This window comes from Streptomyces sp. NPDC052043 (assembly GCF_044548235.1).
GTDB lineage: Bacteria > Actinomycetota > Actinomycetes > Streptomycetales > Streptomycetaceae > Streptomyces.
Map to the genome: position 1 here is coordinate 286,663 of NZ_JBIUBT010000005.1, position 24,197 is coordinate 310,859.

Annotated in this window: 17 protein-coding genes and 2 pseudogenes; 10 read left to right on the plus strand and 9 right to left on the minus strand. The window is 70.4% G+C overall.

What is annotated here, in order from left to right; genetic code table 11:
- The first annotated feature begins 1 nt into the window (after position 1).
- The 5 genes from ACIHCX_RS15605 to ACIHCX_RS15625 all read left to right on the plus strand — a co-directional run bounded on the left by ACIHCX_RS15605 (position 2) and on the right by ACIHCX_RS15625 (position 8,695).
- Complete coding sequence (locus ACIHCX_RS15605; RefSeq protein ID WP_400029548.1) at positions 2-1,099, plus strand: AAA family ATPase; 1,098 nt, start codon at positions 2-4, stop codon at positions 1,097-1,099.
- Positions 1,096-3,420 carry a DUF5682 family protein gene (locus tag ACIHCX_RS15610; RefSeq protein WP_400029550.1) on the plus strand — a complete coding sequence of 775 codons (2,325 nt, stop codon included), beginning with the start codon at positions 1,096-1,098 and terminating at the stop codon, positions 3,418-3,420. Before ACIHCX_RS15605 ends, ACIHCX_RS15610 begins: the two co-directional genes overlap by 4 nt.
- Positions 3,417-4,577, plus strand: coding sequence for a VWA domain-containing protein (locus ACIHCX_RS15615; RefSeq protein WP_400029552.1), 1,161 nt, complete (start codon positions 3,417-3,419; stop codon positions 4,575-4,577). The genes ACIHCX_RS15610 and ACIHCX_RS15615 overlap by 4 nt, the downstream gene beginning before the upstream one ends.
- On the plus strand, positions 4,574-6,532 hold the full coding sequence (locus tag ACIHCX_RS15620) for a hypothetical protein (protein ID WP_400029554.1): 1,959 nt from the start codon (positions 4,574-4,576) through the stop codon (positions 6,530-6,532). Before ACIHCX_RS15615 ends, ACIHCX_RS15620 begins: the two co-directional genes overlap by 4 nt.
- Positions 6,533-7,387: 855 nt before the next feature.
- Entirely contained in the window at positions 7,388-8,695 is a 1,308-nt protein-coding gene (locus tag ACIHCX_RS15625; protein WP_400029556.1) for a tetratricopeptide repeat protein, read from the plus strand.
- 229 nt (positions 8,696-8,924) lie between these two features.
- Here the strand turns inward: ACIHCX_RS15625 and ACIHCX_RS15630 are convergent.
- Positions 8,925-9,134, minus strand: a pseudogene (locus tag ACIHCX_RS15630) (Fic family protein); the annotation flags it as partial.
- Between the two features lie 2,348 nt (positions 9,135-11,482).
- Positions 11,483-11,611, minus strand: a pseudogene (locus tag ACIHCX_RS15635) (GlcNAc-PI de-N-acetylase); the annotation flags it as partial.
- Between the two features lie 310 nt (positions 11,612-11,921).
- Here ACIHCX_RS15635 and ACIHCX_RS15640 point away from each other — a divergent pair.
- Positions 11,922-13,442, plus strand: a complete 1,521-nt coding sequence (locus tag ACIHCX_RS15640) for an MDR family MFS transporter (protein WP_400029558.1) — start codon at positions 11,922-11,924, stop codon at positions 13,440-13,442.
- Positions 13,443-13,534: 92 nt separating this feature from the next.
- Here the strand turns inward: ACIHCX_RS15640 and ACIHCX_RS15645 are convergent, their stop codons facing one another.
- From ACIHCX_RS15645 to ACIHCX_RS15655, 3 genes are all read right to left on the minus strand, one after another.
- Complete coding sequence (locus tag ACIHCX_RS15645) at positions 13,535-13,699, minus strand: hypothetical protein (RefSeq protein WP_400029560.1); 165 nt, start codon at positions 13,697-13,699, stop codon at positions 13,535-13,537.
- Positions 13,700-14,081: 382 nt separating this feature from the next.
- Positions 14,082-15,206, minus strand: coding sequence for an NAD(P)-dependent alcohol dehydrogenase (locus ACIHCX_RS15650; RefSeq protein WP_400029562.1), 1,125 nt, complete (start codon positions 15,204-15,206; stop codon positions 14,082-14,084).
- 160 nt (positions 15,207-15,366) lie between these two features.
- Positions 15,367-16,056, minus strand: a complete 690-nt coding sequence (locus ACIHCX_RS15655) for a type 1 glutamine amidotransferase domain-containing protein (RefSeq protein WP_400029564.1) — start codon at positions 16,054-16,056, stop codon at positions 15,367-15,369.
- Positions 16,057-16,427: 371 nt separating this feature from the next.
- On the opposite strand from ACIHCX_RS15655, the gene ACIHCX_RS15660 reads away from it, so the two are divergent.
- Positions 16,428-17,300: an SDR family oxidoreductase gene (locus ACIHCX_RS15660; protein ID WP_400029566.1), complete on the plus strand. Its 873-nt coding sequence runs from the start codon at positions 16,428-16,430 to the stop codon at positions 17,298-17,300.
- 35 nt (positions 17,301-17,335) lie between these two features.
- On the opposite strand, the gene ACIHCX_RS15665 is transcribed toward ACIHCX_RS15660, so the two are convergent.
- The 3 genes from ACIHCX_RS15665 to ACIHCX_RS15675 form a co-directional block, all read right to left on the minus strand.
- Positions 17,336-18,103, minus strand: a complete 768-nt coding sequence (locus ACIHCX_RS15665; RefSeq protein WP_400029568.1) for an SDR family NAD(P)-dependent oxidoreductase — start codon at positions 18,101-18,103, stop codon at positions 17,336-17,338.
- Between the two features lie 372 nt (positions 18,104-18,475).
- Positions 18,476-19,216: a class I SAM-dependent DNA methyltransferase gene (locus ACIHCX_RS15670; RefSeq protein ID WP_400029570.1), complete on the minus strand. Its 741-nt coding sequence runs from the start codon at positions 19,214-19,216 to the stop codon at positions 18,476-18,478.
- A gap of 84 nt (positions 19,217-19,300) precedes the next feature.
- Complete coding sequence (locus ACIHCX_RS15675; RefSeq protein ID WP_400029572.1) at positions 19,301-19,696, minus strand: DUF5997 family protein; 396 nt, start codon at positions 19,694-19,696, stop codon at positions 19,301-19,303.
- 58 nt (positions 19,697-19,754) lie between these two features.
- Here ACIHCX_RS15675 and ACIHCX_RS15680 point away from each other — a divergent pair, with 58 nt between their 5' ends.
- The gene (locus ACIHCX_RS15680) at positions 19,755-20,636 is read left to right on the plus strand and encodes a LysR family substrate-binding domain-containing protein (RefSeq protein WP_400029574.1); all 882 of its coding nucleotides are present in this window, start codon (positions 19,755-19,757) and stop codon (positions 20,634-20,636) included.
- A 24-nt stretch (positions 20,637-20,660) separates the two neighbouring features.
- On the opposite strand, the gene ACIHCX_RS15685 is transcribed toward ACIHCX_RS15680, so the two are convergent.
- A complete protein-coding gene (locus tag ACIHCX_RS15685) occupies positions 20,661-21,137 on the minus strand; it encodes an Lrp/AsnC family transcriptional regulator (RefSeq protein WP_400029971.1) in 477 nt (158 codons plus the stop codon).
- Positions 21,138-21,462: 325 nt separating this feature from the next.
- On the opposite strand from ACIHCX_RS15685, the gene ACIHCX_RS15690 reads away from it, so the two are divergent.
- Both ACIHCX_RS15690 and ACIHCX_RS15695 read left to right on the plus strand, forming a co-directional pair.
- On the plus strand, positions 21,463-23,004 hold the full coding sequence (locus tag ACIHCX_RS15690) for an FUSC family protein (RefSeq protein WP_400029576.1): 1,542 nt from the start codon (positions 21,463-21,465) through the stop codon (positions 23,002-23,004).
- A gap of 99 nt (positions 23,005-23,103) precedes the next feature.
- Positions 23,104-24,138 carry a lactonase family protein gene (locus ACIHCX_RS15695; RefSeq protein WP_400029578.1) on the plus strand — a complete coding sequence of 345 codons (1,035 nt, stop codon included), beginning with the start codon at positions 23,104-23,106 and terminating at the stop codon, positions 24,136-24,138.
- The last annotated feature ends 59 nt before the right edge of the window (positions 24,139-24,197 follow it).

Sequence of the window (24,197 nt, forward strand, 5' to 3'; positions counted from 1 at the left end):
CATGACCACAGTGAGCGACCCGCACCCGCCCCGCCTGCAGCGCCCGCCCGCAGAAGTGCGCCACGCCGACGAACTCACCGAGCTGCGTGCTGGGGACACCGACCCGCGGCCGCCCGGCTGGCAGCTCAGCCTCCGTGCCGCCCTCCGCTTCGTGGTCGGAGACCCCGACGCCGGCATCAGCCGCAAGTTCGTCGGCAGCCCCTCGCTCGTCGAACGGGCCCTGGTGACCCTGGCCACCAACCGGGGTCTGATGCTCGTTGGCGAACCCGGCACTGCCAAGTCGCTGCTCTCCGAGCTCATCGCGGCAGCCGTCAGCGGCACCTCCACGCTCACTGTGCAGGGCGGCGCGGCCACCACCGAGGACCAGATCAAGTACTCCTGGAACTATGCCCTGCTGGTATCCGAAGGCCCCTCCCGCCGCTCCCTGGTGCCCGCCCCCATGCTCCGCGGCATGGCCGAGGGACGCATCGTCCGCTTCGAGGAGATCACCCGCTGCCCCCTCGAGGTCCAGGACTGCCTGCTCTCCCTGCTCTCCGAACGCGTCGTCGCCGTCCCCGAACTCGACGGCGACGACGGCATGGTCTTCGCCCGCCAGGGCTTCAACGTCATCGCCACCGCCAACACCCGCGACCGCGGCGTCAATGAGATGAGCGCCGCACTCAAACGCCGTTTCAACTTCGAGACGGTCTTCCCGATACCCGACCTCGACACCGAACTCGCCCTCGTTGAAGCCGAGTCCACCGCCCTGCTCCGCGAGTCCGGAGTCGAGCGGGCACCCGACCGGGACGTCCTCGAGGTACTGGTCGGTACCTTCCGCGAACTGCGCGGCGCACCCGGCCAGGGCGACCGGCCCTCCGCAGTGATGAGCACCGCCGAAGCCGTCTCCACGGCCCACGCCGTCGGCCTGCGCGGCTGGTTCCTGCGCGGCGAGGCCGGCAACGCCGCCGACATCGTCTCCTGTCTCGCCGGCACCGCCGCCAAGGACAGCCCCGAGGACCTCGCCCGCCTGCGCCGCTTCCTCGAACAGCAGGCCCGCCTGCGCCGAGGCCCCAAGTGGCAGGCCCTCCACGAAGCCCGGCACCTGCTGGACCAACGGTGAGCACCGCCCGCGTCACCTTCCTGGGGGTGCGCCACCACTCACCGGCCTGCGCCGGCCTTGTTCGCCGCATGATCCGCGAACTGCGCCCGGCATACGTCCTGGTCGAGGGCCCCGCCGACATGAACGACCGGATCGACGAACTGCTCCTCGGACACGAACTGCCCATCGCCGTCTTCAGCCACTACCGCGGCACCGAACGGGTCGCCACTTCCTGGGCCCCGCTGTGCGCGTACTCCCCGGAATGGGTGGCACTCACCGAGGGCCGTACCGCGGGCGCCGAGGTCCGGTTCATCGACCTGCCCGCCTGGCACCGCGCCTTCACCGACCGCCCCGACGGCGCAGCCAACCGCTACGCCGACGCCGAGGCCCGCTACAGCCGCGCCACCGAACGGCTCCGCGCCCGTTACCGGGTCGACACCGTGGACGCCCTGTGGGACCGCGTCTTCGAGATCGCCGATCCGGACGGCCTGCAGGACCGCCTGGACGCCTACTTCGCCCTGGTGCGCGGCGACACCGAGGCCGATGACGGGGACCGCGCCCGCGAGCAGTACATGGCCTCCTGGGTCCGTGCCGCCGTTGCACACGCCGGCAGCCGGCCGGTCCTGGTGGTGACCGGCGGCTTCCACCAGCCCGCCCTGCGCGCCCTCACCGCCGCCCCCGGCGCGTCTCCGGGCGCGGAACCCGCCGCATGGCCCCCGGTGCCCGTCCCGCCCGACGGGGCTGCGGGCGGCAGCTTCCTGGTGCCCTACTCCTTCCGCCAGATGGACGCCTTCGCCGGCTACCAGTCCGGCATGCCGTCCCCCGGCTACTACCAGCACCTGTGGGACGAAGGCCCCGACGCGGCCGCGAAAACCCTCCATCGCACCGTCGTGGAACGGCTCCGCGCCCGCCGCCTCCCCGCCTCCACCGCCGCCCTGATCTCCGCCCACACCCTCACCGAAGGCCTCGCCGCCCTCCGCGGACACCCCCGCCCCGCCCGCGTCGACGTCCTGGACGGCCTCGCCGCTGCACTGATCACTGACGACCTCGACCAGCCGCTCCCCTGGAACACCGACGGCCCCCTGAGGCCCGGCGCCCACCCCGCCGTCGTCGAAACGGTCGTCGCCTGCACCGGCGACCGCACCGGCCGCCTCCACCCCGACACCCCGCTGCCACCCCTGGTCCACCACGTGACGGCCGAGGAGATCCGCCTCGGCCTTGACGGCGACCGCACCCTCGACCTCGACCTCACCAACCCCCGAGGGCTCGAACGCAGCCGCTTCCTCCACCAGCTGCGCATCCTCGGCATCCCCGGTCACACCCGCCCCGACCACGGAGCCGACCTCCGCGACCACGAAACCTGGGAACCTTGCCCCCGCACCGGCCGCGACGCCGCACTGACCGAGGCCGGCGCCTACGGAGCCCGCCCCGACGAGGCCGCCACAGCCCTCCTCGCCCGCCGCCTCCGCGACACCGGTACAGCCGCCGACGCCGGGACCACAGCCGCCCTCCTTTTCGACGCCGTCCTCTGCGGAGCCGGAACCCTCTCCCGCGACCTCCTGGACGGCCTCGCCCACCGGATCCGTACCACCGCCGACCCCGGCCCCCTCGGGCGGGCCCTCGCCGTGGTCCTGGGCCTCTGGCGCCATGACCGTGTCTTCGGTACCGCCCGTGACCCGCTGCTCGGCGTCGTCCTCGACCACGCCGTCGACCGGCTCTTCCACCTAGTAGAGGGCCTCCACGGCGGCCCGCCCGGCGTCGACGTCCCCCGCCTGCGCGCCCTGACCGCCGCCCGCGACGCCCTCCTCCACGCCGCACCCGCCCTTGGTCTCACCCCGGAAACCGCCGCCGCAACCGCCGCCCGCATCGCCCGCGACCGGCACGCCCCCGCCGACCTGCGCGGCGCCGCCCTCGGCCTGCGCCGCGCCCTCGGAGCCCTGGCCGAACCCGCCGGCGAGGCCGAAGCGTTCGCCGTCGGGGCCGACCCCGCCGTCCTCGGCGACTGGCTGGCCGGCCTACTCGCCCTCGCCCGCGACGAGATCCTGCGGCCCGCCCCGAAGGGCGAACAGTCCCTACTCGACACCCTGGACGGCGTCGTCACCACCATGACCGACGACGTCTTCCTCCACGCCCTGCCCGCCCTGCGTCAGGCCTTCGCCTTCTTCCCGCCCCGTGAACGCGAACGCGTCGCACAACTCCTCCTCGACCGCCGGAACCTGCACGGCTCCGCCCGCACCCTGCTGCGCACCACCGCCGACCCGCTGCTCCTCGCCCGTGCCGCGGCCCTCGAGGAACACACCGACCTCCTGCTCGACCGGCACGCCCTCGGAGCACCCCGATGACCCCCGACGACCCCCGCGCAGGACTGGAACGCTGGCGGCTGATCCTCGGCGCCCCCGCCGAACGCCGCACCGGCGGCCTCGACGGCCCGGACGCCGCCCGCGACACCGCCCTCCAGTGGCTCTACGGCCGCGACGACGACCTCGCCCGCCGTGGTGAACGCCGCGGCACCGCCGACGACCGGGAAGGCGGCGACGGCCCCTCCACGCTCGCCGTCGTCGACTGGCTCGACGACATCCACCGTCTCTTCCCCCAGGAGACGGTCGAACGCCTCGAACGCGACGCCGTGGAGACCTACGGCATCGACGAGATCGTCACCGACCCCGACGTTCTTCTCCGCGTAGAACCCAGCACCAGCCTGCTGCGGGCCGTGCTGCGCACCAAACACCTGATGAACCCGCAGATTCTGGCCGCCGCCCGGCGCATCGTCGAAGCCGTCGTGCGCGACCTGACCGAGCGGCTGAGGCCGGAGATCCGGCGCGCCCTCACCGGAGCCCGCTCACGCCGCCCCAGCCGAACCCCCCGCGCCCGGAACTTCGACTTCAGGGCAACGATCCGCGCCAACCTCGCCCACTACCGGCCCGAGGACCGCCGCATCCTCATCGAGCAGCCGCACTTCCACTCCCGCACCCGCCGCCACATCGAGCAGTGGCAGCTGATCCTCCTCGTCGACCAGTCCGGCTCCATGGCCGGATCCGTGATCCACTCCGCCGTCACCGCTGCCTGCCTATGGGGCCTGCCCGGACTGCGCACCCACTTGGTTGCATTCGACACGCAGGTCGTCGACCTCACCTCCGACGTCACCGACCCCGTCGAACTCCTGATGAAGGTCCAGCTCGGCGGTGGCACTGACATCGCCCGCGCCGTCGACTACTCCGCCGGCCTCGTCGACAACCCGCGCCGCACGATCGTCGCCCTGATCACCGACTTCTACGAGGGCGGCGACGCCCACCGCCTGACCCGCACCGTCCGCGACCTGACCGGACAGGGCGTCACCGTCCTCGGCCTCGCCGCCCTCGGCGAGGAGGCCGCCCCCTCCTACGACCGCAACCTGGCCGGCCGCCTCGCCGAGGCCGGCGCACACATCGGCGCCATGACCCCCGGCCACCTAGCCGAATTCGTCGCCGAGAGAATGGCCCACGGAGGACGAACGGCATGACCCGCACCGACCTGCTCGCCCTCACCCCCGACACCCTCGCCGCCCTCGCCAACCGCGGCCTGGTCAAACGCGCCGCCAAGGACCTCGACGCCGGAGCAGGCCCCGACCTGGACGTCACCGGCGACCACACCGTGCACGGCTGCTTTCCTGACGGCACCGAGACCCGACTGCCGCCCGGCGCCACCCTGCAGGACGCCCGCTGCAGCTGCGAGGCTCACGGAGTCTGCCGCCACCGCATCGGCCTCGTCCTCGCCTACCAGCGCACCGCGACCGCATCGGACACTCCGCCGCCTTTCACCGACTGGTCCCCCGGAAGCATCGACGACACCGCCCTCGCCGAGGCCTTCGGCCGTCCCGCCCTCACCGCAGCCCGTCGCACCCGCGACCGCGGCTACCAGGCCGTCGTCCACCGCCCCACCCCCGCCGACCCCGTTCCCGCCGTCGAGCTCCCCGCCTGCACCGTCCGTTTCCCCGTGCCCCACCGCCCCGGCTTCGCCGTCACCGACGCGGCCGAGCCGCTGCGCGGCGCGACGGTCGTACTTGCCGTCTGGGCCTTCCGAGCCGCCTACACCGAGGGCAGCGACCGAGTCACCGTCGGAGGAAAGGAAACAACCCCGGACAACGGCGACAGCGCCCACCGCGCAGCCATGGACCTCGTCGACGAACTCCTCGTCGAAGGCGTCCCCCAGGCCGGCCCCGTCCTGGACGGAACCCTCCGCCGTGCCGGCGCCGCCCTCACGGCTGCCGGCCGCCACTGGCCCGCCGCGGCCCTCGAGGGGATACGCCATCAGCTCGCCGAGCACGCCGTCCGCGGCGCCCGCCACGACCGCGAGACCCACGCCCTGCTCCTCGCCGAACTCCACGCCCGCCACCGCGCCGCCCCCACCGACCCCGCAGCCGTCCTCGGCACTGCCGAGACGGCCCGCACAGCCTTGCGCCGAGTCCGCCTCGTCGCCCTCGGCTGCCACGTCGACGGCTCCGCCCGCGACCGCACCGCCGACGTCTTCTTCGCCCACCCCGATGCCGGTATCGTCCTCGTTCTGCACAAACGCTGGGAGCTTCCCGACGGTCAGGCGCCCACCAGCCACGACCTCGGCTCCCGCAGGATCCTCGGTACAAACCTGCGCACCCTTGCCGCCGCCAACGTGGTCAGCGAGGCCACCTCCCGCACAGCCAGCCGCGCCGTGGAGATCTCCCGCGGCCGGATCGCCACCACGTCCGTCACCCCCGTCGGCACCGCCTGGGACGACCTGCCGCCCGGGCTGCTGGTCACCGACCTCGCCGCACAGTTCCCCGCCCCCGGTACCCTCCCTCCCCGCCTCGTCCGCCCTCGAGTGGAGGCCGAGTCCATGCGCGTCCTCGCCGTCGCGGAGGCCGGACCCGTGCGGTACGACCCGGCCGCACAGCGCCTCGAAGCCGTCCTTCACGACCCGGCCGGCAACGAGGCCCTGCTGAGCACCGCGCACAACCCCCACTGCCCCGGCACCCTGGACGCCCTGGCCGACGCCCTCGCCTCCGGCACCGCCGACCGGATCAGCGGTTCCCTCCGCCATGACCGGGGCAGGGTCCTCCTCGCCCCTCTCGCCGTCCGCACCTCCCGCGGCGTCCTCGTCCCCGACCTCGTCCCCGGCGACGGCGACACCGCCCTCCCCGTCGCCCCGCGCCCCCCGGACGACCCCCTCACCACCGCCTTGGAACAGGCCCTCGCAGCCCTCGCCGAGGCCGCCCACCAGGGCCTGAAGAACCTGACTGCCACCGACCACGACATCCTCGAATCAGTAGCCGCCCTCCTGCACCGAACCGGCTTCCACACCACGGCGGACAAGGTCTCCGCTGTGACAACCACCCTCCGCACCCACGGCCCGGCCCCCGCCACTTCTCACTGGCACACCGCCGTCATCCGCCTCGCCACAACCCTGGAACTCCACCGGGCCGGCCCGTATACATTGCCGTGACCGGAAATGATGGTCCGGTGCGTTCACGTTGAGCCCCAGCATCTTGTGCACGTCATCCTCGATCAACTCTCGGTTCGGTGGGACAGGCCGGGTCCACGTGGGGCGGTCGCGGGGCGGGCGGCTGGTGGCGCCGACGCGGAGGCCGTCCTGGCCGGAGACGGAGCCGACGGCCGGGACCAAGAGGTCCTGACAAAGGGTGTGCGAGTGCTCAAGAGCGGCGGGCCCCGGGAGGACCAAGGATCGCGACCAGCCTCTCTTCAGGGAGGCCAGCTATCCTCGGGGTTGCCTTAACGGAGGTTGGTGGACATCAACAAGGACAATCCCAACCGCCAGGTGCGGCTCAGCTTTCTCGGCTGACGTCTGTGGTGGGACTGTAGCGTCGAATTCCGGCCGCGCCGAATGCCCCTTGGACCGTGATCAGTCGTCATGGGCCTGGGCGTGGTCGGGCGGCGGGATTTGAACCGACGACATCTTCGTCCCGAAGCAACTCGGGTCGGGGCTCTGCACTCGTTGCTCTACCTCTTACTGGCGCTGATGGTCCGCAGGCGTCAGCCCCTGCTCGACAGCCCGTACCTGGTCGAAGAATGGGGCCTGCCCACGGCAGTGGTGCTGGTCTCGGGTGACGGGCAGTGGATTGGGCTCGACTACAGGACCCGCGGCCGATACGGGGAACTGTCCGTTGCCTGGTTCGATGCGGAAACAACTCGGAACTGGCCCTCGCACCGGACGTCCACTCCTTCATCCGGGGACTCACCTTCGCCCGGGAGCTCGAGAGCGAGCGGAGCGAGGGCTCGCCCGACTGAGAGGCGCCCACCCAACCGGGGCATGCCACGAGCCCCGTTACCGGGGCAAACCATGCCTGATGCGGCACTAGAGTTCGCGATCATGGACTCAGTCGACCTCGACCACCGCCACCGCATCTACGACGGCTGGATACCACCCGCCGTCGCTGCGGCTCTTCACAAGCATGGCTATCACGGCACACTCCGCGAGGCCGCAGCTCGCGGTGACTGGTTCTGCGCCCACCGACTCGCCGAAGCCGCCGTGGCCGGCGGTGGATCCGATGGACAGGCCGAGGCGTTGACGCTCCTGGAGCCGTTCGCCTCCACCGGATGGTGGCCGGCTGTCCGCACCGTCGGCCGGCTGCTCGCCGACTGGGGGCGCTTCGACGAAGCCGTCGAACTGTTGGGTCTGCACGCCGACACCGGTCACCGAGAGGCCGCGTGCGAGTTTGCGCGCGTGCTGGCCCGGCAGGGTCACATCGACCAGGTCCTCGCACTGCTCGGTCCCCGGACCGCCGACAGTTTCCTTGCCGAGGTACTGGTGGAAGTCACCCTGGGCCATGGCCGTGATGACGAGATCGCCGCCCTGCTCCCACCCGTCGGCGTCGGTGCGACGGTCCCGTTCGAGCCGTGGGCGACGGATGCCTGGGACACCGTCCCCCTGCATGCCACGCTCCTGGAACGCCAGGGTCGCGTCGACGAGGCGGCGGTACTGCTCAGGAAATACGTCAGTGTCGACGGCATGGTGTTCGCCGGGCATGCCGAGCAACTCGCCGCTCTGCTGGCCCGGCACGGACGTGAGGCGGAGCTGCGTGCCTGTCTCACCGAGGACGGGGCCGAGTACGCCCGGACCGCGCTCGCCCGCCTCCTGGAGGAACGGGGCCGGATCGAGGAGGCGATTGCTCTGCTGAAGCAGTACAGCAGAGCAGGAGAACCTCATGCGGCATTCGAACTCGCTGAACTTCTCGCGCGCCATGGCCGCCACGACGAGGCGATCGAGATGCTGAGCCGGGCGGCCGAGATAGCCGGCGGGGACTCCGACTGGATCATCCATCTGCTCTGCCGCATCTTCGTCGAGGCCGACCGAGCAGACGAAGCTCTCGCGTACCTGGACGACCACTTCGCCCGGCACGGTGGTCACTCTGACGAGTATGCCTGCGCCCGCGCCCAGGTCATCAGGCTGTGCAGCCTTCCTGAGACAGCTGACGTCGAACCCTCCCCGCAGACCGTTCCCGCAAAAGACGGCAGTTCCTCCGGGACGCTGGGCGGTGTGGTCGCGGAGGCCGAACGCCTGGTGCATCAGGGTGAGCCGGAGAAGGCGATCGCTCACCTGCGAGAACGCCTGGACGGTATGAGGAGACTGCGCATCGAAGATCTCTGAACTGCTTCTCCGGACGCTCAGGCTGGTCACGGATCCCGATCGACAGCCTCGCCCGACATCCCGGAGAAGGGACCGGCGCCCGGCCCTCCGGTGGCAGTACGCGTCGTATGAGGACGCCGACCACCCGTGCCAGGCCGAGCGCCCCTTCCGCGTCGTCCGCCCTGCGGAGCACACGCCGAACGGGGGCGACCTGGTCGAGGACGATGCCCTCACGGGCCAGGAGATAGGTCAACGTCAGGAACGCACACCGTGCGTTGCCGTCCTCGAACGGGTGAAAAAAGCAGATGTCGCGGTAGGCGCGGGCCGCGCGGGCGTTGAGGGGGAGGGCACGGTCGGTGGCCTGGGCGAGGCAGGCGTTCTGCCGCATCCTGGCCCGCTGGTTCGCCGGGGCACCCGACGACGACGCCCGGCACCGGCTGTGGCGGGGCAGCGCTGGCAGGCTCCGTCCGGGTCGCCGGTCCGCAGGCGTGGCTGCGGCGCGCGTGTCCCACTTCTGGTCCACTGCCGCAGCTTGGTGGTGCGTTCGAACCAGTCCATGGCCGCTGATCGTAGTGACGTTCCGCGGCCCGCAGGCGTGCCCTCGAAATGTTATGCCTGGCAGGCGGGTCAGTTGGCGACCTGTCCTGTGCGGGCACTGTCGGCGTGACTCGCACGGGCCTCCCGTCCGCCACCTGCGGACACCAGCTTGTGGACGATGCTGGACAGCGTCAGTCACTGCCTGGCGTAGGGCGTGCCTGCTTGACGGTGCCAGTAGTTTCGCTTCGCCCCCCTTGGCCGGCGCCTGCTCAAGTTAGGGTTACGACAACAGTTGTAGGAGCATGATCAGTACCACGAGGGCTCCGAGAACCACTGTGGCGATCTGCCAGAGACGCCGGGGCGAGGGCAGGATGACCGCTCTGGGCGAACTGGCCGTAGGAATGACGTAGTAGACACGGTGCGGGTGCGGCGGTGCCACCGCGCGGGCCAGTTTTAGGTGTTTGAACGTGGCCTGCCGCGCGATCTCGGCACGCCTGCTTCGGGCTCCCTTACCGTGTCCTTCTTCGGAGTCCGGGAGATGGTGCCCTCGGTCCACGTCACGATCCGGCCCGCGCCTTTGCACTTATCGTGGTCTTGGGTTCCCGCGCGGTTGCAGTCTGGGCAGCTGCGCTGTCCTCTGCCGCCGCACTGGGAGCAGGGGACGCGGCGTCTGCCATGGCAGGTGGTACATGCGGCGTCCCGCTCCCCGCAGCGTCGGCACAGACCACGTTCGTCCACCGGGCCGCGGTCCTCGGGGATCTTCCGGTTCTTGGTTCCGGTGCCGTCGCAGCGCAGACAGGAGTCCACACCACGGCAGGCCGGACAGATCAACGACTCCGCGCAAGGCAGATCGCCCCGGCCGCTGCAGCGGGGGCAAGGCACCTTGCCGTTACTGCACGAACATGACTCGTCAGCCGCCGTTCCGCGTCGCACCAGCTTCAGCGTCAGTTTCTCCTCTGGGCTCTTCGGCGGCGCCACGTGGTAATTGCTCAGGACGTCGTACACCGGTCGGCTCGACAGGTCGATGGAGCCGTAGTGCTCCTGCTGGCCTTCTTTCCGGGTCTCGATGCATCGCACGGTCTCACCCTCCAGCGGGGAGAACCAGGTGAGCTCCACTGTGTCCGGCAGTCTCAGTTTGGAAGATCCCGCTTGCTCCTGGACACGCTGCCGTACAGCGTTCAGAACGTCGCTCTCGCTCAGCACACCGCACCCCCCTGCCGTCCGCCTGGGGCCTCCACAGTCCCTGTTGCGGATGGAACTCCAACTGGGACAGTAGCGAACGAGCCTCACGACCGTCGGGCGTTCCGCCATTGACCCAGCGCGGCCAGCCGTCGAAGTGCGCCACGACCGGCCGATGGGTCGCGTGCTCGCCTCGCGACGGACCGTTTCGATCGACGTCGGGTGGAGCGATCTCCCTGATGATGAAACGGGCTTGGCTGCAACCCCATGTGGAGAGGAGCGGTGGCACGCTGCGGGGGCCGCGGGACGTTGCGGCATTTCCGCGTAGCTACCATCGGGGTTGCCTTAACGGAGTCTGGTGGAGGCGAGGGTTAGCACCTTTGACAACCGTGGGGCACGCCTTCGAGGATCTCTGCTGGCCTCTTCGACGTGCACGTCGTTGTCAGAGCTGAAGAGGCTGGCGAAGGCGGATCCGGCGTTTGCTGGCTTGTCCTAGAGCGCATCGGGCTGCCCGCCGAGCGGTGGGTCTTCGCGGACGCACGCGGCGACTCTTTCGTCGGCGGGAGCGCCGGGGATCACCACCGTCCACTCAGCGGTCGAGGTCGTGAACGCTACTCGCTACCCGTCCTTACCACTCGTACCGGAACTGACGTGCTACGGATGGGACTTCGCTGAGCACCGCGATCCGGTCTCTCAGTGATCGCCGCGTTCTCCTCCGCTCGGGACTTCAGCCGCGGCGGCTGCGTCCTCCTGATCGTGCACACGCAGGGATTCCGCACCAAGCGCGGTGACGACTTCGGGGGCTAGGCGAACCAGCGCCGGCAGACAGATGCTCCAGTGGCCGGCGCAGAGGGCCTGTGCCACCAGTGCTGGCGCACGGTCGGAGTCGGAATCGATCGCGATCGCCGTCAGGGCCCTGGCACGCTCGGCAGAATCGGGAATGCCGACGGCAATCTCCGCAGCACGCGCGGTATCGTCGCTTCCCGCGTGACCGCGGGCGATCTCGCCGAGAGTGCGCGCTCGCTGGAGCGGCTCGGTGATCGACTGAGAGATGCGCCCCGCCTCGTCAAGGGCGCCGGATGCCACCGCAATCCGCGCGGCGTGCGCGGCCAGCGCATCGAACTTCTGACCACCGAACGCGGTGGTGTCCACCCAGGTGGTGATCTCCTCGTCGGGGAGTCCGATCTCGGCCATCGCGGCGGCCTCGGCGGGATCCGGCTGCTCCCACTCCCTCGCATCCCGGCTGCACACACCCGGCTACGGCAGCTTGCCGACCAGGCCGGGTCCGTGCGCCGGCTGCCGACCCGTACCTTCGTGATCGGATCATGCAGGTGATCAGTCGATGCCCCTCAGGGCGCGATGTGCACCACGCTTTAATTCGGGGGTGATCCACTCGGCGATGAGGCACACTCAGGCGGCCGATGAGTTCTGGTGTGCCCGCCGGTCTGTATCGGTGCGACTACCGACCATCCAGTCCGGCGACCCTCGGCTACGGGGCGACTGCGACCAGGAACCCCAGTGAGGTGCTGTCATGTCAGCTGCGATTCCGGAACGACCAACCGCTGCGGAGGCGGGCGGCGGCACACCTATTGTGGTGCGGCTGCTGGTGCTGGCCACGTTCGTGGTGATCCTCAACGAGACCATCATGATCAACGCGATCCCGCGGCTGATGGATTCATTGCACATCACCGAGCAGTCGGCGCAATGGTTGTCCACCGCGTTCATGCTCACCATGGCTGCGGTGATTCCGGTCACGGGATGGTTCTTGCAGCGGGTCACTACCCGGCGGGCGTACGCGCTTGCGATGGGCACCTTCCTCGTGGGTACCGTCGTGTCGGCCGTCGCCCCGGCCTTCGCGGTGCTACTGGCGGGCCGTGTCGTGCAGGCCGCAGGCACGGCCGTGATGATGCCGCTGTTGATGACCACGTTGATGACCGTGGTGCCTGCGCAGAACCGCGGCAAGGTGATGGGCAACGTCACCCTGGCGATGTCGGTGGCGCCCGCGCTCGGGCCCGCCGTGTCCGGGGTCATCCTGCAGGCCGGCTCCTGGCGGCTGCTGTTCGTGGTCGTGCTGCCGATCGCGGCCGGGGTGACCCTGTTCGGGCTGCGCAAGCTGGAGAACGTCGGTGAGCAGCAGGCGAGTTCCATCGACTGGTTCAGCGTCTGCGTCGCGGCGCTCGGTTTCGGCGGGCTGGTGTACGGCCTGAGCCTGGTCGGTGAGAGCGACCGCAGGACGCTCGGCATCGGCATCGCCGCCGCCGGTATCGCGGCCATCGCGGTTTTCGCGCTCCGCCAGTTCAGGCTGCAGCGCGACGGTACGCCGCTGATGGACCTGCGCACCCTCCGGTACGGCACCTTCACCCTGTCCCTGGCCCTGATGTCCATCGGCTTCCTGACGATGCTCGGCTCGATGATTCTGCTGCCGCTGTATCTGCAGAACGTGCGCGGCCTCAGCCCACTCGAAACCGGCCTGCTGGTCATGCCAGGTGGTCTGGCCATGGGCCTGCTGGGACCGACCGTCGGAAAGACGTTCGACCGGTTCGGCAGCCGGACGCTGGTGCTGCCCGGCTCGATCGGCATCGCGCTCGCCCTCGCCGGATACGCACAGATTGCGATGACGACGCCGTACTGGCAGATTCTGGGTCTGCACGTGCTGCTGATGGTTGGCCTGGCGGCGACGTTCACCCCGGTCTTCGCCCTCGGCATGGGCGCGCTGCCCTCGCACTTGTACTCCCATGGCAGCTCGATTCTGGGAACGCTGCAGCAGGTCGCCGCGGCGTTCGGCACCGCGCTGATGGTGACCGTGATGTCCTCGCGCACCACCAGCCAGATCGCCGATGGTGTCGCCGCCGTGCCCGCCCAGGTGAGCGGTATGAAACTGGGCTTCGGCGTCGCGGCAGCCCTCGCTGTGGTGACGATCGCGATCGCGGCGAAACTGCCGCAGCGGGTCGCGGGCACCGACACCCCCGCCGATGCCCTCGCCGATGCCGACGCGGGCCCGCCCGCGGACGGGAATCCCGACCTCGGTGAGCGGGGCACCGTCAAGGCGTAGAGGCCCTGACCCACCCCCTCCGACTGCGCACCGATCGCGCTGCCGCCCGGCGACAACGTCCGGGCGGGAGCGCGGTCGTATTCAGCGCCGACTCATGACCGCGAACCGGCCAGGACGTTCACGCAGCCAGGCAGCGATGCCCACCCGCCTGGGGCGAGCTGCTTGTTCTTCTCGACCTTGGGGATCGCGAGGGAGCTGCCGCCGTTCTCCGCGCTGTCGATGCCGCCCTTCTTCCACTGCGGCAGTGCGCGACGCACCGGTCGTCTGCGGCGGACTTGACGCCCGAGGTGCAGCTCGCGGGCATACAGGCGCCCATAGTGAGCGTGTCAATGCTGCCGGGATTGGGATGTGTCCAGCCCTTGATGGCGCTGACAACGAGGCCGCCCCACGAGGTCCTTGTTCGACCTTCATGGCTACGCCTCAGCGCAGCTCGCCAGGTATCGTGACGGTTGCCCTAACGGAGGTTGGTGGATACAAACAGGGATAATCCGAACCGGCAGGTGCGACTGAACTTCCTGGGCTGATGCGTGTGACGGAACAGTAGCGTCGAATCCCGGCCGCACCGAATGTCTGGCCCGTACCGGCCTCTCCTTGCTCAGGGCTACGCCTTCCGTCCCGGCGTAGGCGGACCAGTGAGGCTCATTCGAAGACGATGACCCGTCGTCCGACGACGTCGCCGCGGCCGAGGGCCTCCAGGTTCTCATTGATGTCTTCGAGCCTGACTTTGGTGACGTTGTGTTTGACGAGACCGGCTTCGGCGAGGGAGAGCACCTCGACGAGGTCCATGTGGTTGCCCCAGAAGGAACCGAGGTAGGACAGCTCCATCCCTACGAAAGGGAACTGATTGTGCTCGACGCGGTGGCCCATGAGGCCGACGGCCGCCAGTGCGCCCTCGGGGCCCAGAAGGTCGAACCCCATGGAGATGGATGCCTCGCTGCCGACGCAGTCCAGGATCGCGTCGATCGTCGTGCGACCGGTCAGCCCCTCCAACTCGTCCTGGATGGCCTCGGCGGACTTGTCCCTGACGTTGATCCCGTAGTCGGCGCCGTTCTCCCTCGCCACCTCCAGCTTGCTGTCCGTACGCGCGAGCGCCACCACCGTCGCGCCGCTTCCGAGCAGCTTCGCGTACTGGACCGCGTAGCTGCCCAGACCGCCGATACCCGTGACGGCGACGATGCGGCCCGGCCCGAGCTTGCCGGCGTCCCGGAGCTTCCTCATCCCGCGGTACGGAGTCATTCCCGCGTCGGTCATCGGGGCGAGGAGCTCAGGCGCCTTTGCCGCCTCCTCGGAGACCGGAATGGCGTGGCGGTACTCCACGGCCATGTACTCAGCGAAACCGCCCGGAGGGCCGAAGCCCACCCACCGGCCGTTGCCGCTGCACAGATGTTCGTTGCCTTCGCGGCACTGGCGGCATGTGCCGTCTCCCCAGCTGGGATTGACGACGACCATGTCGCCCTCCGAGTAGTCAATCGTTGCTGGTACAGCACTGCCCAGGCCAGCTACACGGCCCGTGACCTCGTGGCCCGGGATGTAAGGCAGGTCCACAGGAAACGGACCTTTGAAATAGCCGTCGACGAGCTGGTAGTCGCTTCGGCACATACCTGTCGCGGCGACCTTCAACAGAATCTCGTCGGGCGCGGGATCGGGCACGGGAACCTCTTCGATCCGAAGGGGCTTGTTGTATCCGCACAACTGAGCTGCTTGCATCTGCATAGGGGGTGCCTCGCTTTCGCCGGCAAGCAGCAGCACGAGCCGGTGCAGCATGGCGAGATCTGGGCGTCGTCACCTGTCCCTGCGGCCGCCACTCCGCTTCGGATACCACCGGGTTCCCGCGTCGGCCGTTACCACGCATCGGGAGATTCGAAGGGCGATAGGCACGGGGGGAGACCTCCGTGGGGTGGGCGGCCAGAGCAGAATCGATCATCTAGAGAACCTTGAGCAGGCGTTCCGCCAGGACGGATGCCGAGGCAGGGTTCTGTCCGGTGAACAGGTTGCGATCCACCACCGTGTAGGGCTTCCACATCTCGCCCTTGGTGAAGTCGACGCCCATTTCAACGAGCTCGTTCTCGACCGTCCACCTGGCCCTCTTGAGGAGTCCGACTGCTTCCTCTTCCTCATTCGTGAACGCGGTGACCTGGTAGCCGGTGAACGGTGACCTGCCGTGAATCCTGGTCGACAGCATCGCTGCCGGGGCGTGGCAGACGACGGCGAGCGGTTTGCCGGAAGCGAGAGCCGCCGTCAGCAGTCGGCCGGCGTCAGCGTCGACGCAGAGGTCCTCCATGGGCCCGTGGCCACCCGGAAAGTAGACGGCGTCGTAATCCTCCAGGCGGGCGTTAGCCAGTTGGATCGGCCGCCGCATCACCTCTGCGGAGCGGATGATCGCCTCCAGTTCGAGGGCGATCTGGGCACTGCCGGCCATCTCGGGGCGCAGGCTCATCATGTCCACCGTCGGCACGACTCCGCGGGGAGTGGCGACGACGATCTCGTGACTGGCCTCGGTGAGGGCCTTGTACGGGGCGGCGAACTCCTCGGCCCAGTAGCCCGTCGCGTGCCTGGTGCCGTCCTTGAGTGTCCAGTAGGCCGTCCCAGTCATCACGAAAAGTAGCTTTGCCATCCGACAATCGCCTTCCTGCCCGGATCCGACATGGTTAGCACGCATCTCATGCGAAAAGCATCATATGCACCTAGGTGATCCGCGAGGTGTGCGGTGCTGACGGATAGCCAGGCCGAGTTCCCTGAGTTGCCGGGAGCCGCATGCGGGCCCAGACTGGATGTCGGGTACGGCGTGGGGGCCATCGGGGCCCGGTCTGAAGATTCTGGTGGCGCTGCGTGTGGCAGGCGGCTCGAGGCTCGACCCCGGTCACTTCACCCAGCCTCACCGTTTGCTCCGAGCCGCCGAGAGGCGCCTGCCGTTGAGCGTTTCCTGCAGTGCCAGGTCCCTACAGCGCCGTGGAGTGACAGAGGATCTGAAAGGAACGACTCCACATGGCGAATGCAGCATTGAAGGAGCTGAAGAAGGTCCTCATTACGGGAGCAGGCACCGGCTTCGGGTTCGAGGCCGCAATGCGCCTCGCCGAGAAGGGCTTCGACGTGATCGCCGGGGTGGAGATCTACGCCCAGGTGCAGACGCTGAAATGGCAGGCGGCGGAGCGAGGAGTCACGCTTCAGGTCGTGAAGCTCGACGTCACGAACGACGGAGACCGTCGCAAGGCCCTCGACTGGGGTGTGGAGATCCTGGTGAACAACGCCGGTGTCGGTGAGGGCGGCTCCACGGTGGACATTCCCGAGGCGAACATCCGGCATCAGTTCGAGGTCAATGTCACGGGTCCGCTGGTACTCACCCAGGGAATCGTCAAGCAGATGGTCAAGCGCGGGGCCGGCCGCGTTGTCTGGGTGTCCTCGAGGGAGGGCCTGAACGTCAATCCCTTCACCGGCATCTACTCCGCCTCGAAGCACGCGATCGAGGCCATCGCCGAGACCATGGCCTACGAGTTGCAGGAGCACAACATCGAAGTCGCCACGGTCAACCCGGGGCCCTTCCTGACCGGCTTCAACGACCGCATGTTCCAGACCTGGGAAAGCTGGGAGGACGACGCCTCGCAGCGCCTCTTCGAATACTCCAAGCTCGCCTTCCCGCGCCCGCAGTTCGACCCCGAAGCGGTGTTCGCCACGTTGACGGCCGTTGCCGCTGGGGAGGTCGACAGCTTCCGCAACCTGGAGCCCAAATCGATGCTTGAGGAGACCAAGCAGCTCCAGGCGGTTCCATGGGAGCGCAAGGTCACGGACGGCCTCGGAACCCGGCATCCGGCAATCCAGCACTCCTACGAGATGAAGCCCGAGACCCCCGTGACCGCCTAGGGCCGGGGCCGCCACAGACGGTGCCGGCTCCGGGTTCACGAGCTCGGGAACAGGGGCCCGCCTGCCATGAGGCCGCCGTCGGCCAGGAGGATGTGCCCGGTGACGTAGCTCGCCTTGTCCGAGCCCAGGAACTGGACGGCTGCGGCGATCTCCTCCGGGGTGCCGGCCCGGTGCAGGGGCAGCACCGAGTCGACCGCGTCACGGGCTGTGTCGTCTCCGGTGAACCGGTCGTACATCGCGGTGCGGGTGTAGCCGGGCGCGACCGCGTTGACCCGGATACCGTGATCGGCGCCTTCGAGGGCGGCGGCCTTGGTGATGCCGACGACGGCGTGCTTGCTGCCGACGTACAAGGCCGCCCCGGGATAGCCCATCAGGCCGAAGGCGGAGCTGACGTTGACGATGCTGCCGCCGCCCTGTGCCCGCATGGCCCGGAACTCGTGCTTCAGGCAGAGCAGCGTTCCCTTGACGTTGGTGTCGAAGGTGGCTTGGTAGGCATCGTCGGTCACCTCGGTGACGGGGCCGGTTGTTCCCTCGATGCCGGCGTTGTTGAAGGCGACGTCGATCCGCCCGAACCGCGCGACCGCGCGGTCGACGAGGTCCTTCACCTCGGCGTCGAAGCGCACGTCGGCCCGGACGAACTCGGCCTGGGCGCCGAGGCCGGCCAACTCCCCGGCAAGCTGTTCACCCGCGTCCTGATGACGGCCGCAGACCACGAGGTTCGCGCCCTCACGGGCGTAGGCGAGGGCGGTGGCGCGGCCGATACCGGTGAGTGCGCCCGTGATGAGGACGACGGGGTCAGACACGTCAAGGTCCTTCCTGCGATCACACAGGTGAGCGACGGGCTGCGACGCGGAGCCCGCGGGCACCGGTTCCCTTCGGGCAGGGCGTATCCCGTGTGCTCCGGGAAGGAAGGTGTCCCGGCCGCGCCGGATCCAACCGCCGCATCCCCCGGACGGCAGCACGTGTTGCCCTGTACGGCGCACGGGCGGCGACCGGGACGGGCCGGACCCGCAGCGGTCACGCGGGCGTGAGGAGAACCGCGGGTTCGCTCGGGAGCCGCCATAGGGCCCCGATCGGTGAGCGGTCCCCGTCGGAGCGCCGGGCCCCGGCGGTGGAGTGCGGCAAGAGGGCAGGAGCAGGATGACAGCGGGGAACCGCGTCAGACCGTCCGATTCTCAAGCGGGCTTGCGCCATACGGAGATGTGCTGGGGGGAGTCCTCGGTGAACGGCGTCCCGTCCCAGTCCGCGACGCGCCGTTCCAGTGCGAGCCCCGCGATCCGCGCCATGAGGTCGAGTTCCGCCGGCCACGCGTACCGGTGCCGGGATTCGGCGCGCCGGTAGCGGCCGTCCTCACCGTCACGGCTGAGGTGGTGCGAGACGAGGACCTGCTCGACGAGGTCGAAGGTGTCGAAGCCGAGGTGCCGGTCGGACACGTCGAACGGCACCGCGAGCTGCCCGGGCGGCAGGAACCGCAGCGGCGGCACGCCCAGCTCGATGACGAACCGGCCACCGGGCGACAGATGGCGCGCGGCGTTGCGGAAGCACTCGACCTGCTCGTCCTGGGTGAGCAGGTTCGTGATCGTGTTGTAGACCAGGTAGACCAGGGTGAACTCGCCGGGGACGGTGGTCGTGGCCATGTCCCCGAGGACGACCGGGAGCCTGTCCTCGTCGATCTTGCGCCGCAGGACCGCCGCCATGTGCTCGGACAGTTCGACGCCCACCACGGGCACGCCCCGTTCCCGGAGCGGGACGCCCACGCGTCCGGTCCCGATGGCGAACTCCAACGCCCGGCCGTCACCGGCGAGTTCGGCGAGGAAGTCGAGAGTCGGGCCGAGGACGGCGGCCGATGACCGCTCGGTCTCCCCGGCGTCGTAGCGTTCGGCGGTTTCGTGGCTCCAGAGTTCGCTGCTCGTCACGGGCGGCCACTTTGCCGGGCGGGCGGGACGCTGTCCACGGGTTTTCCCGCCACCGGCCCCGTCGGCAGGTCAGCGGCCCGGCGGTTACTCCGTGTCCTGCTCGGCGCGTTCGGCGGCGCGCTGCTTCAGACGTGCCGTCTCCTTGCGCACCTCGGCCTGCGTGGCGCGCTCCTTCTCCAGCCACTCGGGCTGCTCCTGCTTCAGCGCCTCGATCTGCTCGGTGGTCAGGGCGTCGGTGACCCCGCCGCGCGCGAGACCGGAGATGGAGACACCCAGCTTGGCCGCGACCACCGGGCGGGGGTGGGGGCCGGTGCGCCGCAGCTCCCGCAGCCACTCGGGCGGATCGGCCTGGAGTTCGGTGAGCTCGGCACGCGAAACGACGCCCTCCTGGAACTCGGCGGGCGTGGCGGGGAGGTACACACCCAGCTTCTTCGCCGCGGTGGCGGGCTTCATCGTCTGGGTGGTCTGGTGCGACTTCATGGTGTCCAGACTATCGACCGTGGACGAGGGCGCCGACCACGCCGGGTAACCTTGCGGCGTGACCGGCTCGGATGCATCTTCCTCGTTCCGGCTCGCGTACGTCCCCGGGGCGACGCCCGCCAAGTGGGTGCGCATCTGGAACGAGCGCCTGCCCGACGTCCCCCTCGACCTCCTCCAGGTCCCGGCCGCCGAGGCGGCCGAGGTGCTGCGGGGCGGTGCGGCGGACGCGGGGCTCGTGCGCCTGCCGGTGGACCGTACGTACTTCAGCGCCATCCCCCTCTACACCGAGGCCACGGTGGTGATCGTCCCCAAGGACCACCTGGTGACGGCCGTGGACGAGGTGTCCCTGGCGGACCTCGCCGACGAGGTCGTCCTCCACCCGCTCGACGACGTCCTCGGCTGGGAGCGCCCGCCCGGCGAGGAGGCCTTCGAGCGGCCCGCCACCACGGCTGACGCCGTGGAGCTGGTCGCGGCCGGAGTGGGGCTGCTCGTCGTCCCCCAGTCGCTGGCCCGCCTCCACCACCGCAGGGACCTCACCTACCGGCCGGTCGTCGACGCCCCGCAGTCGAGCATCGCGCTGTGCTGGCCGGAGGAGGCGCACACCGACCTGGTGGAGCACTTCATCGGGATCGTCCGCGGCCGGACCGTCAACAGCACCCGGGGCCTCGCCCAGCCCCGGACCGAGGAGCAGTCCCAGCGCAAGGACCGGCGTGCCGAGGCGACGGAAACCCGCCGCAAGCCGGCGACCGGTGGAAAGACGACCGGTGGGAAGACGGCCGGAGGCAAGGCGGGCGGCGGTCGTACGGGCCAGGCGGCGGGCCGCTCCGGCAGGGCGACCGGCCGTGCGGGCGGGTCCGCGTCCCACAGCCGGCGCGGCGGCTCGGGTGGCTCCGGCGGCGGCAGGAGCGGCGGGCGGGGCAGGCCGGGCCGCGGGGCCTAGGGCCTCTCGTTAGTCGCCCGCGCGTCACTTCCGTGCGCTGCGGCCGATCGACTCCACCAGGGGCAGCAGCCGGTGCGGGACCCGCTCGCGCAACGCCACCTCGGTGCGGGTGCGCACCACGCCCGGCAGGCTGATGAGCTTCTGGATGACGTCCTCCAAATGTGCGTTGTCCCGAGCCACGACACGGGTGAGCAGGTCGCCTCCGCCGGTGATCGAGAACGCCTCGACGATCTCCGGTACGGCGGCCAGCGCGTCCCCGACGTCGTCCAGGTGCCCCTGGGTGACCTCGATGTGCACGAACGCCAGCACCGGGTGGCCGAGCGCGACGGGGGAGAGGGCGGGGCCCGTACCGGTGATCACGCCGTCCCGTTCGAGCCGGTCGAGGCGTGCCTGGAGGGTGCCCCGCGCGACACCGAGGACGCGGGCGCACTCGCGCACGCTGGTGCGCGACTGCTCCAGGAGCAGCCGCAGAATGCGGGTGTCGAGTTCGTCCACGGCCATGGCGGCGGGGGCCTCCTCCCGGGGCGTCCGGGTCATCCGGTTCGTCCGGGTCGATGATCGATGAATGGTGATCGCTGCTGACTGTACCAATGGCTCATCAGAACGCCACTGGGATGAGCCAGGGTCCTTGGTCCATTGGCTGTCTGCCAGCGCGTTGACCATGTGCCGGAATGTGCCAATGGCTCAGTGTTGCCGGGTTCGCTTGAGCCAGGGGTGCCGGTGATGCTCTCATGGACACGTCGATGGCGCTGCGGATCACCGCGGCGCCTTTCTCATGCCGGTGCGACGCCGGCGTTCCAGGTGTCTTCCATGGGGGCGGTAAGCAGTGCTGAAGAGGGTGTTCGTGGCTCCGGACCCGGGGCGGACGCGGCTGCGGTTCGCCGCGAGGGCCGTCCTTGGCATCGGCCTGGCGGTCGCCGTCTGCGGGCTGGCCGGACACTCCCTTCCGGGGGCCGTCACCGGCGGTCTCGCCGCCCTGCTCGCCCTGTTCACCGTCACCGACCCCACGGTGCGCGGCCAGTTCGTCACCACCGCGCTGCTGCCGGTCGCCGGACTGCCCGTGCTCGCCGTCGCGGCGGTGTTGCACGACCACCCCGCGGCACGCGGCCTCGCCTTCCTCGCCGTGGTCGGCGCGGGCGTGTACGCGCGCCGTTGGGGGCCGCGCGGCCACAGTCTCGGCGTGTTCGCGTTCATGACCTTCTTCGTGGCGCAGTTCCTGCACACCACGACCGGGCAGCTGCCCGAGGTGTCCGCCGCCGTCCTGCTGTCCGTGCTCACCGCGGCGGTGGTGCGCTTCGGCGTGTGGTGTTATGAACGCCGGCTGCCCGCCGCCGCGGCTCCCGCCGCGCTGGGCGGTGCGGGGCTGGACCGGGTGACCACCCGGCAGGCGGTGCAGGCGACCGCGGGCGCCGGCTTCGCCCTCGTCGTGGGCCAGCTGGTGTCCGGGGACCGCTGGTACTGGGCCGTCGGCGCCACCTGGTGGGTGTTCGTGAACACCGCCTCACGCGGCGAGACCCTGGTCCGCGGCTTCCGCCGGGTCCTCGGCACGGTGCTCGGCATCGGCCTGGCCGCCCTGGTCGTCGTCCCGCTGCACGGGGCCGCGCTCCCCACGACCGTCCTGGTCGCCGTCTGCGTCTTCGGCATCTTCTACACAGCGGCCGTGTCCTACACCTGGATGATGCTCTGGGTCACGCTGCTCGCCGCCGCGCTCTACGGCCTGCTCGGCGTCCTCGTCCCCGGGCTGCTCGCCCTGCGGCTCGGGGAGACCGCCGTCGGCGCGCTCGGCGCCTGGCTGGCCGTGCTGTTCGTGCTGCCCGTCACCACCCACGCCGTCACGGACGCCTGGATCCAGCGGGCGCTGCGCTGCGTCCACGTGTGCACGGCCGAGGCCGCGGCCCGGCTGGCCGGCACCGCCGGCGCCGACCCCGCGCCCCGCGTGGCCGAACTCGAGCAGTCGCTCGGCCGGGTACGGCTCTCCGTGGCGCCGCTCGTGCACCCGCTGAACCCGATGCGCGGCCGCAAGCGGCGCGCCCGCCAGGTGCTCGCCCTGCTCGACGACTGCGCCCGCGAGATCCGCGGCCTCGTCGCCGTCGCCGCCGACCCGGAGGCCTCCCACGACGAACGGCTGGCCGAGGCGTGCCTCCGCGTGGAGAGCGCGGTCGAAGCGCTCATCGACATCGCCGGCGTCGGCGACAACGGAGGCAGGGGCGACGCCGCCGCGAACACCGTCCTGTGGGTCGCCCCCGCCCACCTCCGGCCGACGGCCGAGGAAGCCGCCCTCACCCACGTCCACGCCCTGGAACAGGCCCTGGCGGAACTCGCCACGCCGCTGCGGGCGCCGTCGGGTTCGCGGCTGGTCGGAGCCTGACACCGACGGCACGTCACAGTCCACCTCCCGGCTTGGTCTAGACCGAAATTGATCTGCTGCTACCGTCGCTCGGACCGGACGACCGAGAGGGGACCAGTGGTGACACACGGCGGCAGGCGGCGGGCGTTCATCGGGTCGTTCACGGCGGCGGGGGGACCAGGGGTCGTCACCGCGGCCGTGTCCGAGGACGGCGGGGCGTTGACCGTGCTCAGCGGTGTCGACGGCGTCCTCGACCCCTCGTACCTGGCCCTGTCCCGAGACGGCGGCACGCTCTACGCGGTGAGCGAGACGACCGAGGGCGCCGTGGCGGCCTACCGGGTGAAGGGCGAGACGGTCGAGCTGACCGGCCCGCCGGTGAGCGTCGGCGGCAGCGGCCCCACCCACCTGAGCCTGTTCGACGGGCACGTCCTGACGGCCAACTACGGTTCCGGCAGCGTCAGCGCGGTTCCCGTCCGCGCCGACGGGCGCCTCGCCCCGGCCGCCTCGTTCGTGCTGCCGCACATCGGCTCGGGCCCGCACGAGCGCCGCCAGCGCGGTCCGCACGCCCACCAGGTGCAGCCGGACCCGAGCGGCCGCTGGGCCGTCAGCGTGGACCTGGGCACCGACTCGGTCCGGGTGTGCACGCTGACGGACGGGCGGCTCGCCGTGCACCGGGAGATCGCGCTGCGGCCCGGCTCCGGGCCCCGCCACCTGGCCTTTCACCCGGACGGCGCGTACGCCTACGTCGTCAACGAACTGACGCCCACCGTCACGGTCTGCCGCTGGGACGCCGCCGAGGGCTCGCTCCGACCGCTGACCGAGAACCCGGTCCTGCCCGACGCCCCGGCCGGCGACGCCTACCCCTCGGGGATCGCGGTAGCGCCGGACGGCCGGTTCCTGTGGACCGCGACGCGCGGCGAGGACGTCCTGTCCGTGTTCGCGGTCGAGGCGGACGGGGAGCGGCTGCGGCTGGTCGGACGCGTGCCGTGCGGCGGCCACTGGCCCCGGGCGCTGTCCCTGTCCGACGGTTTCCTGTACGTCGCCAACGAGCGCTCCGGGAACGTGACCTGGTTCGCCGTGGACGAGGAGACGGGGCTTCCCACGCGGGCCGGCGCGGTCGAGGTGGCGGCGGCGTCCTGCGTGGTCTTCGGCTGAACGCCCGCGCGGGCGCCGGACGGTCCGGACGGCCTGTCCCGACGACAAGGACGGTCCGG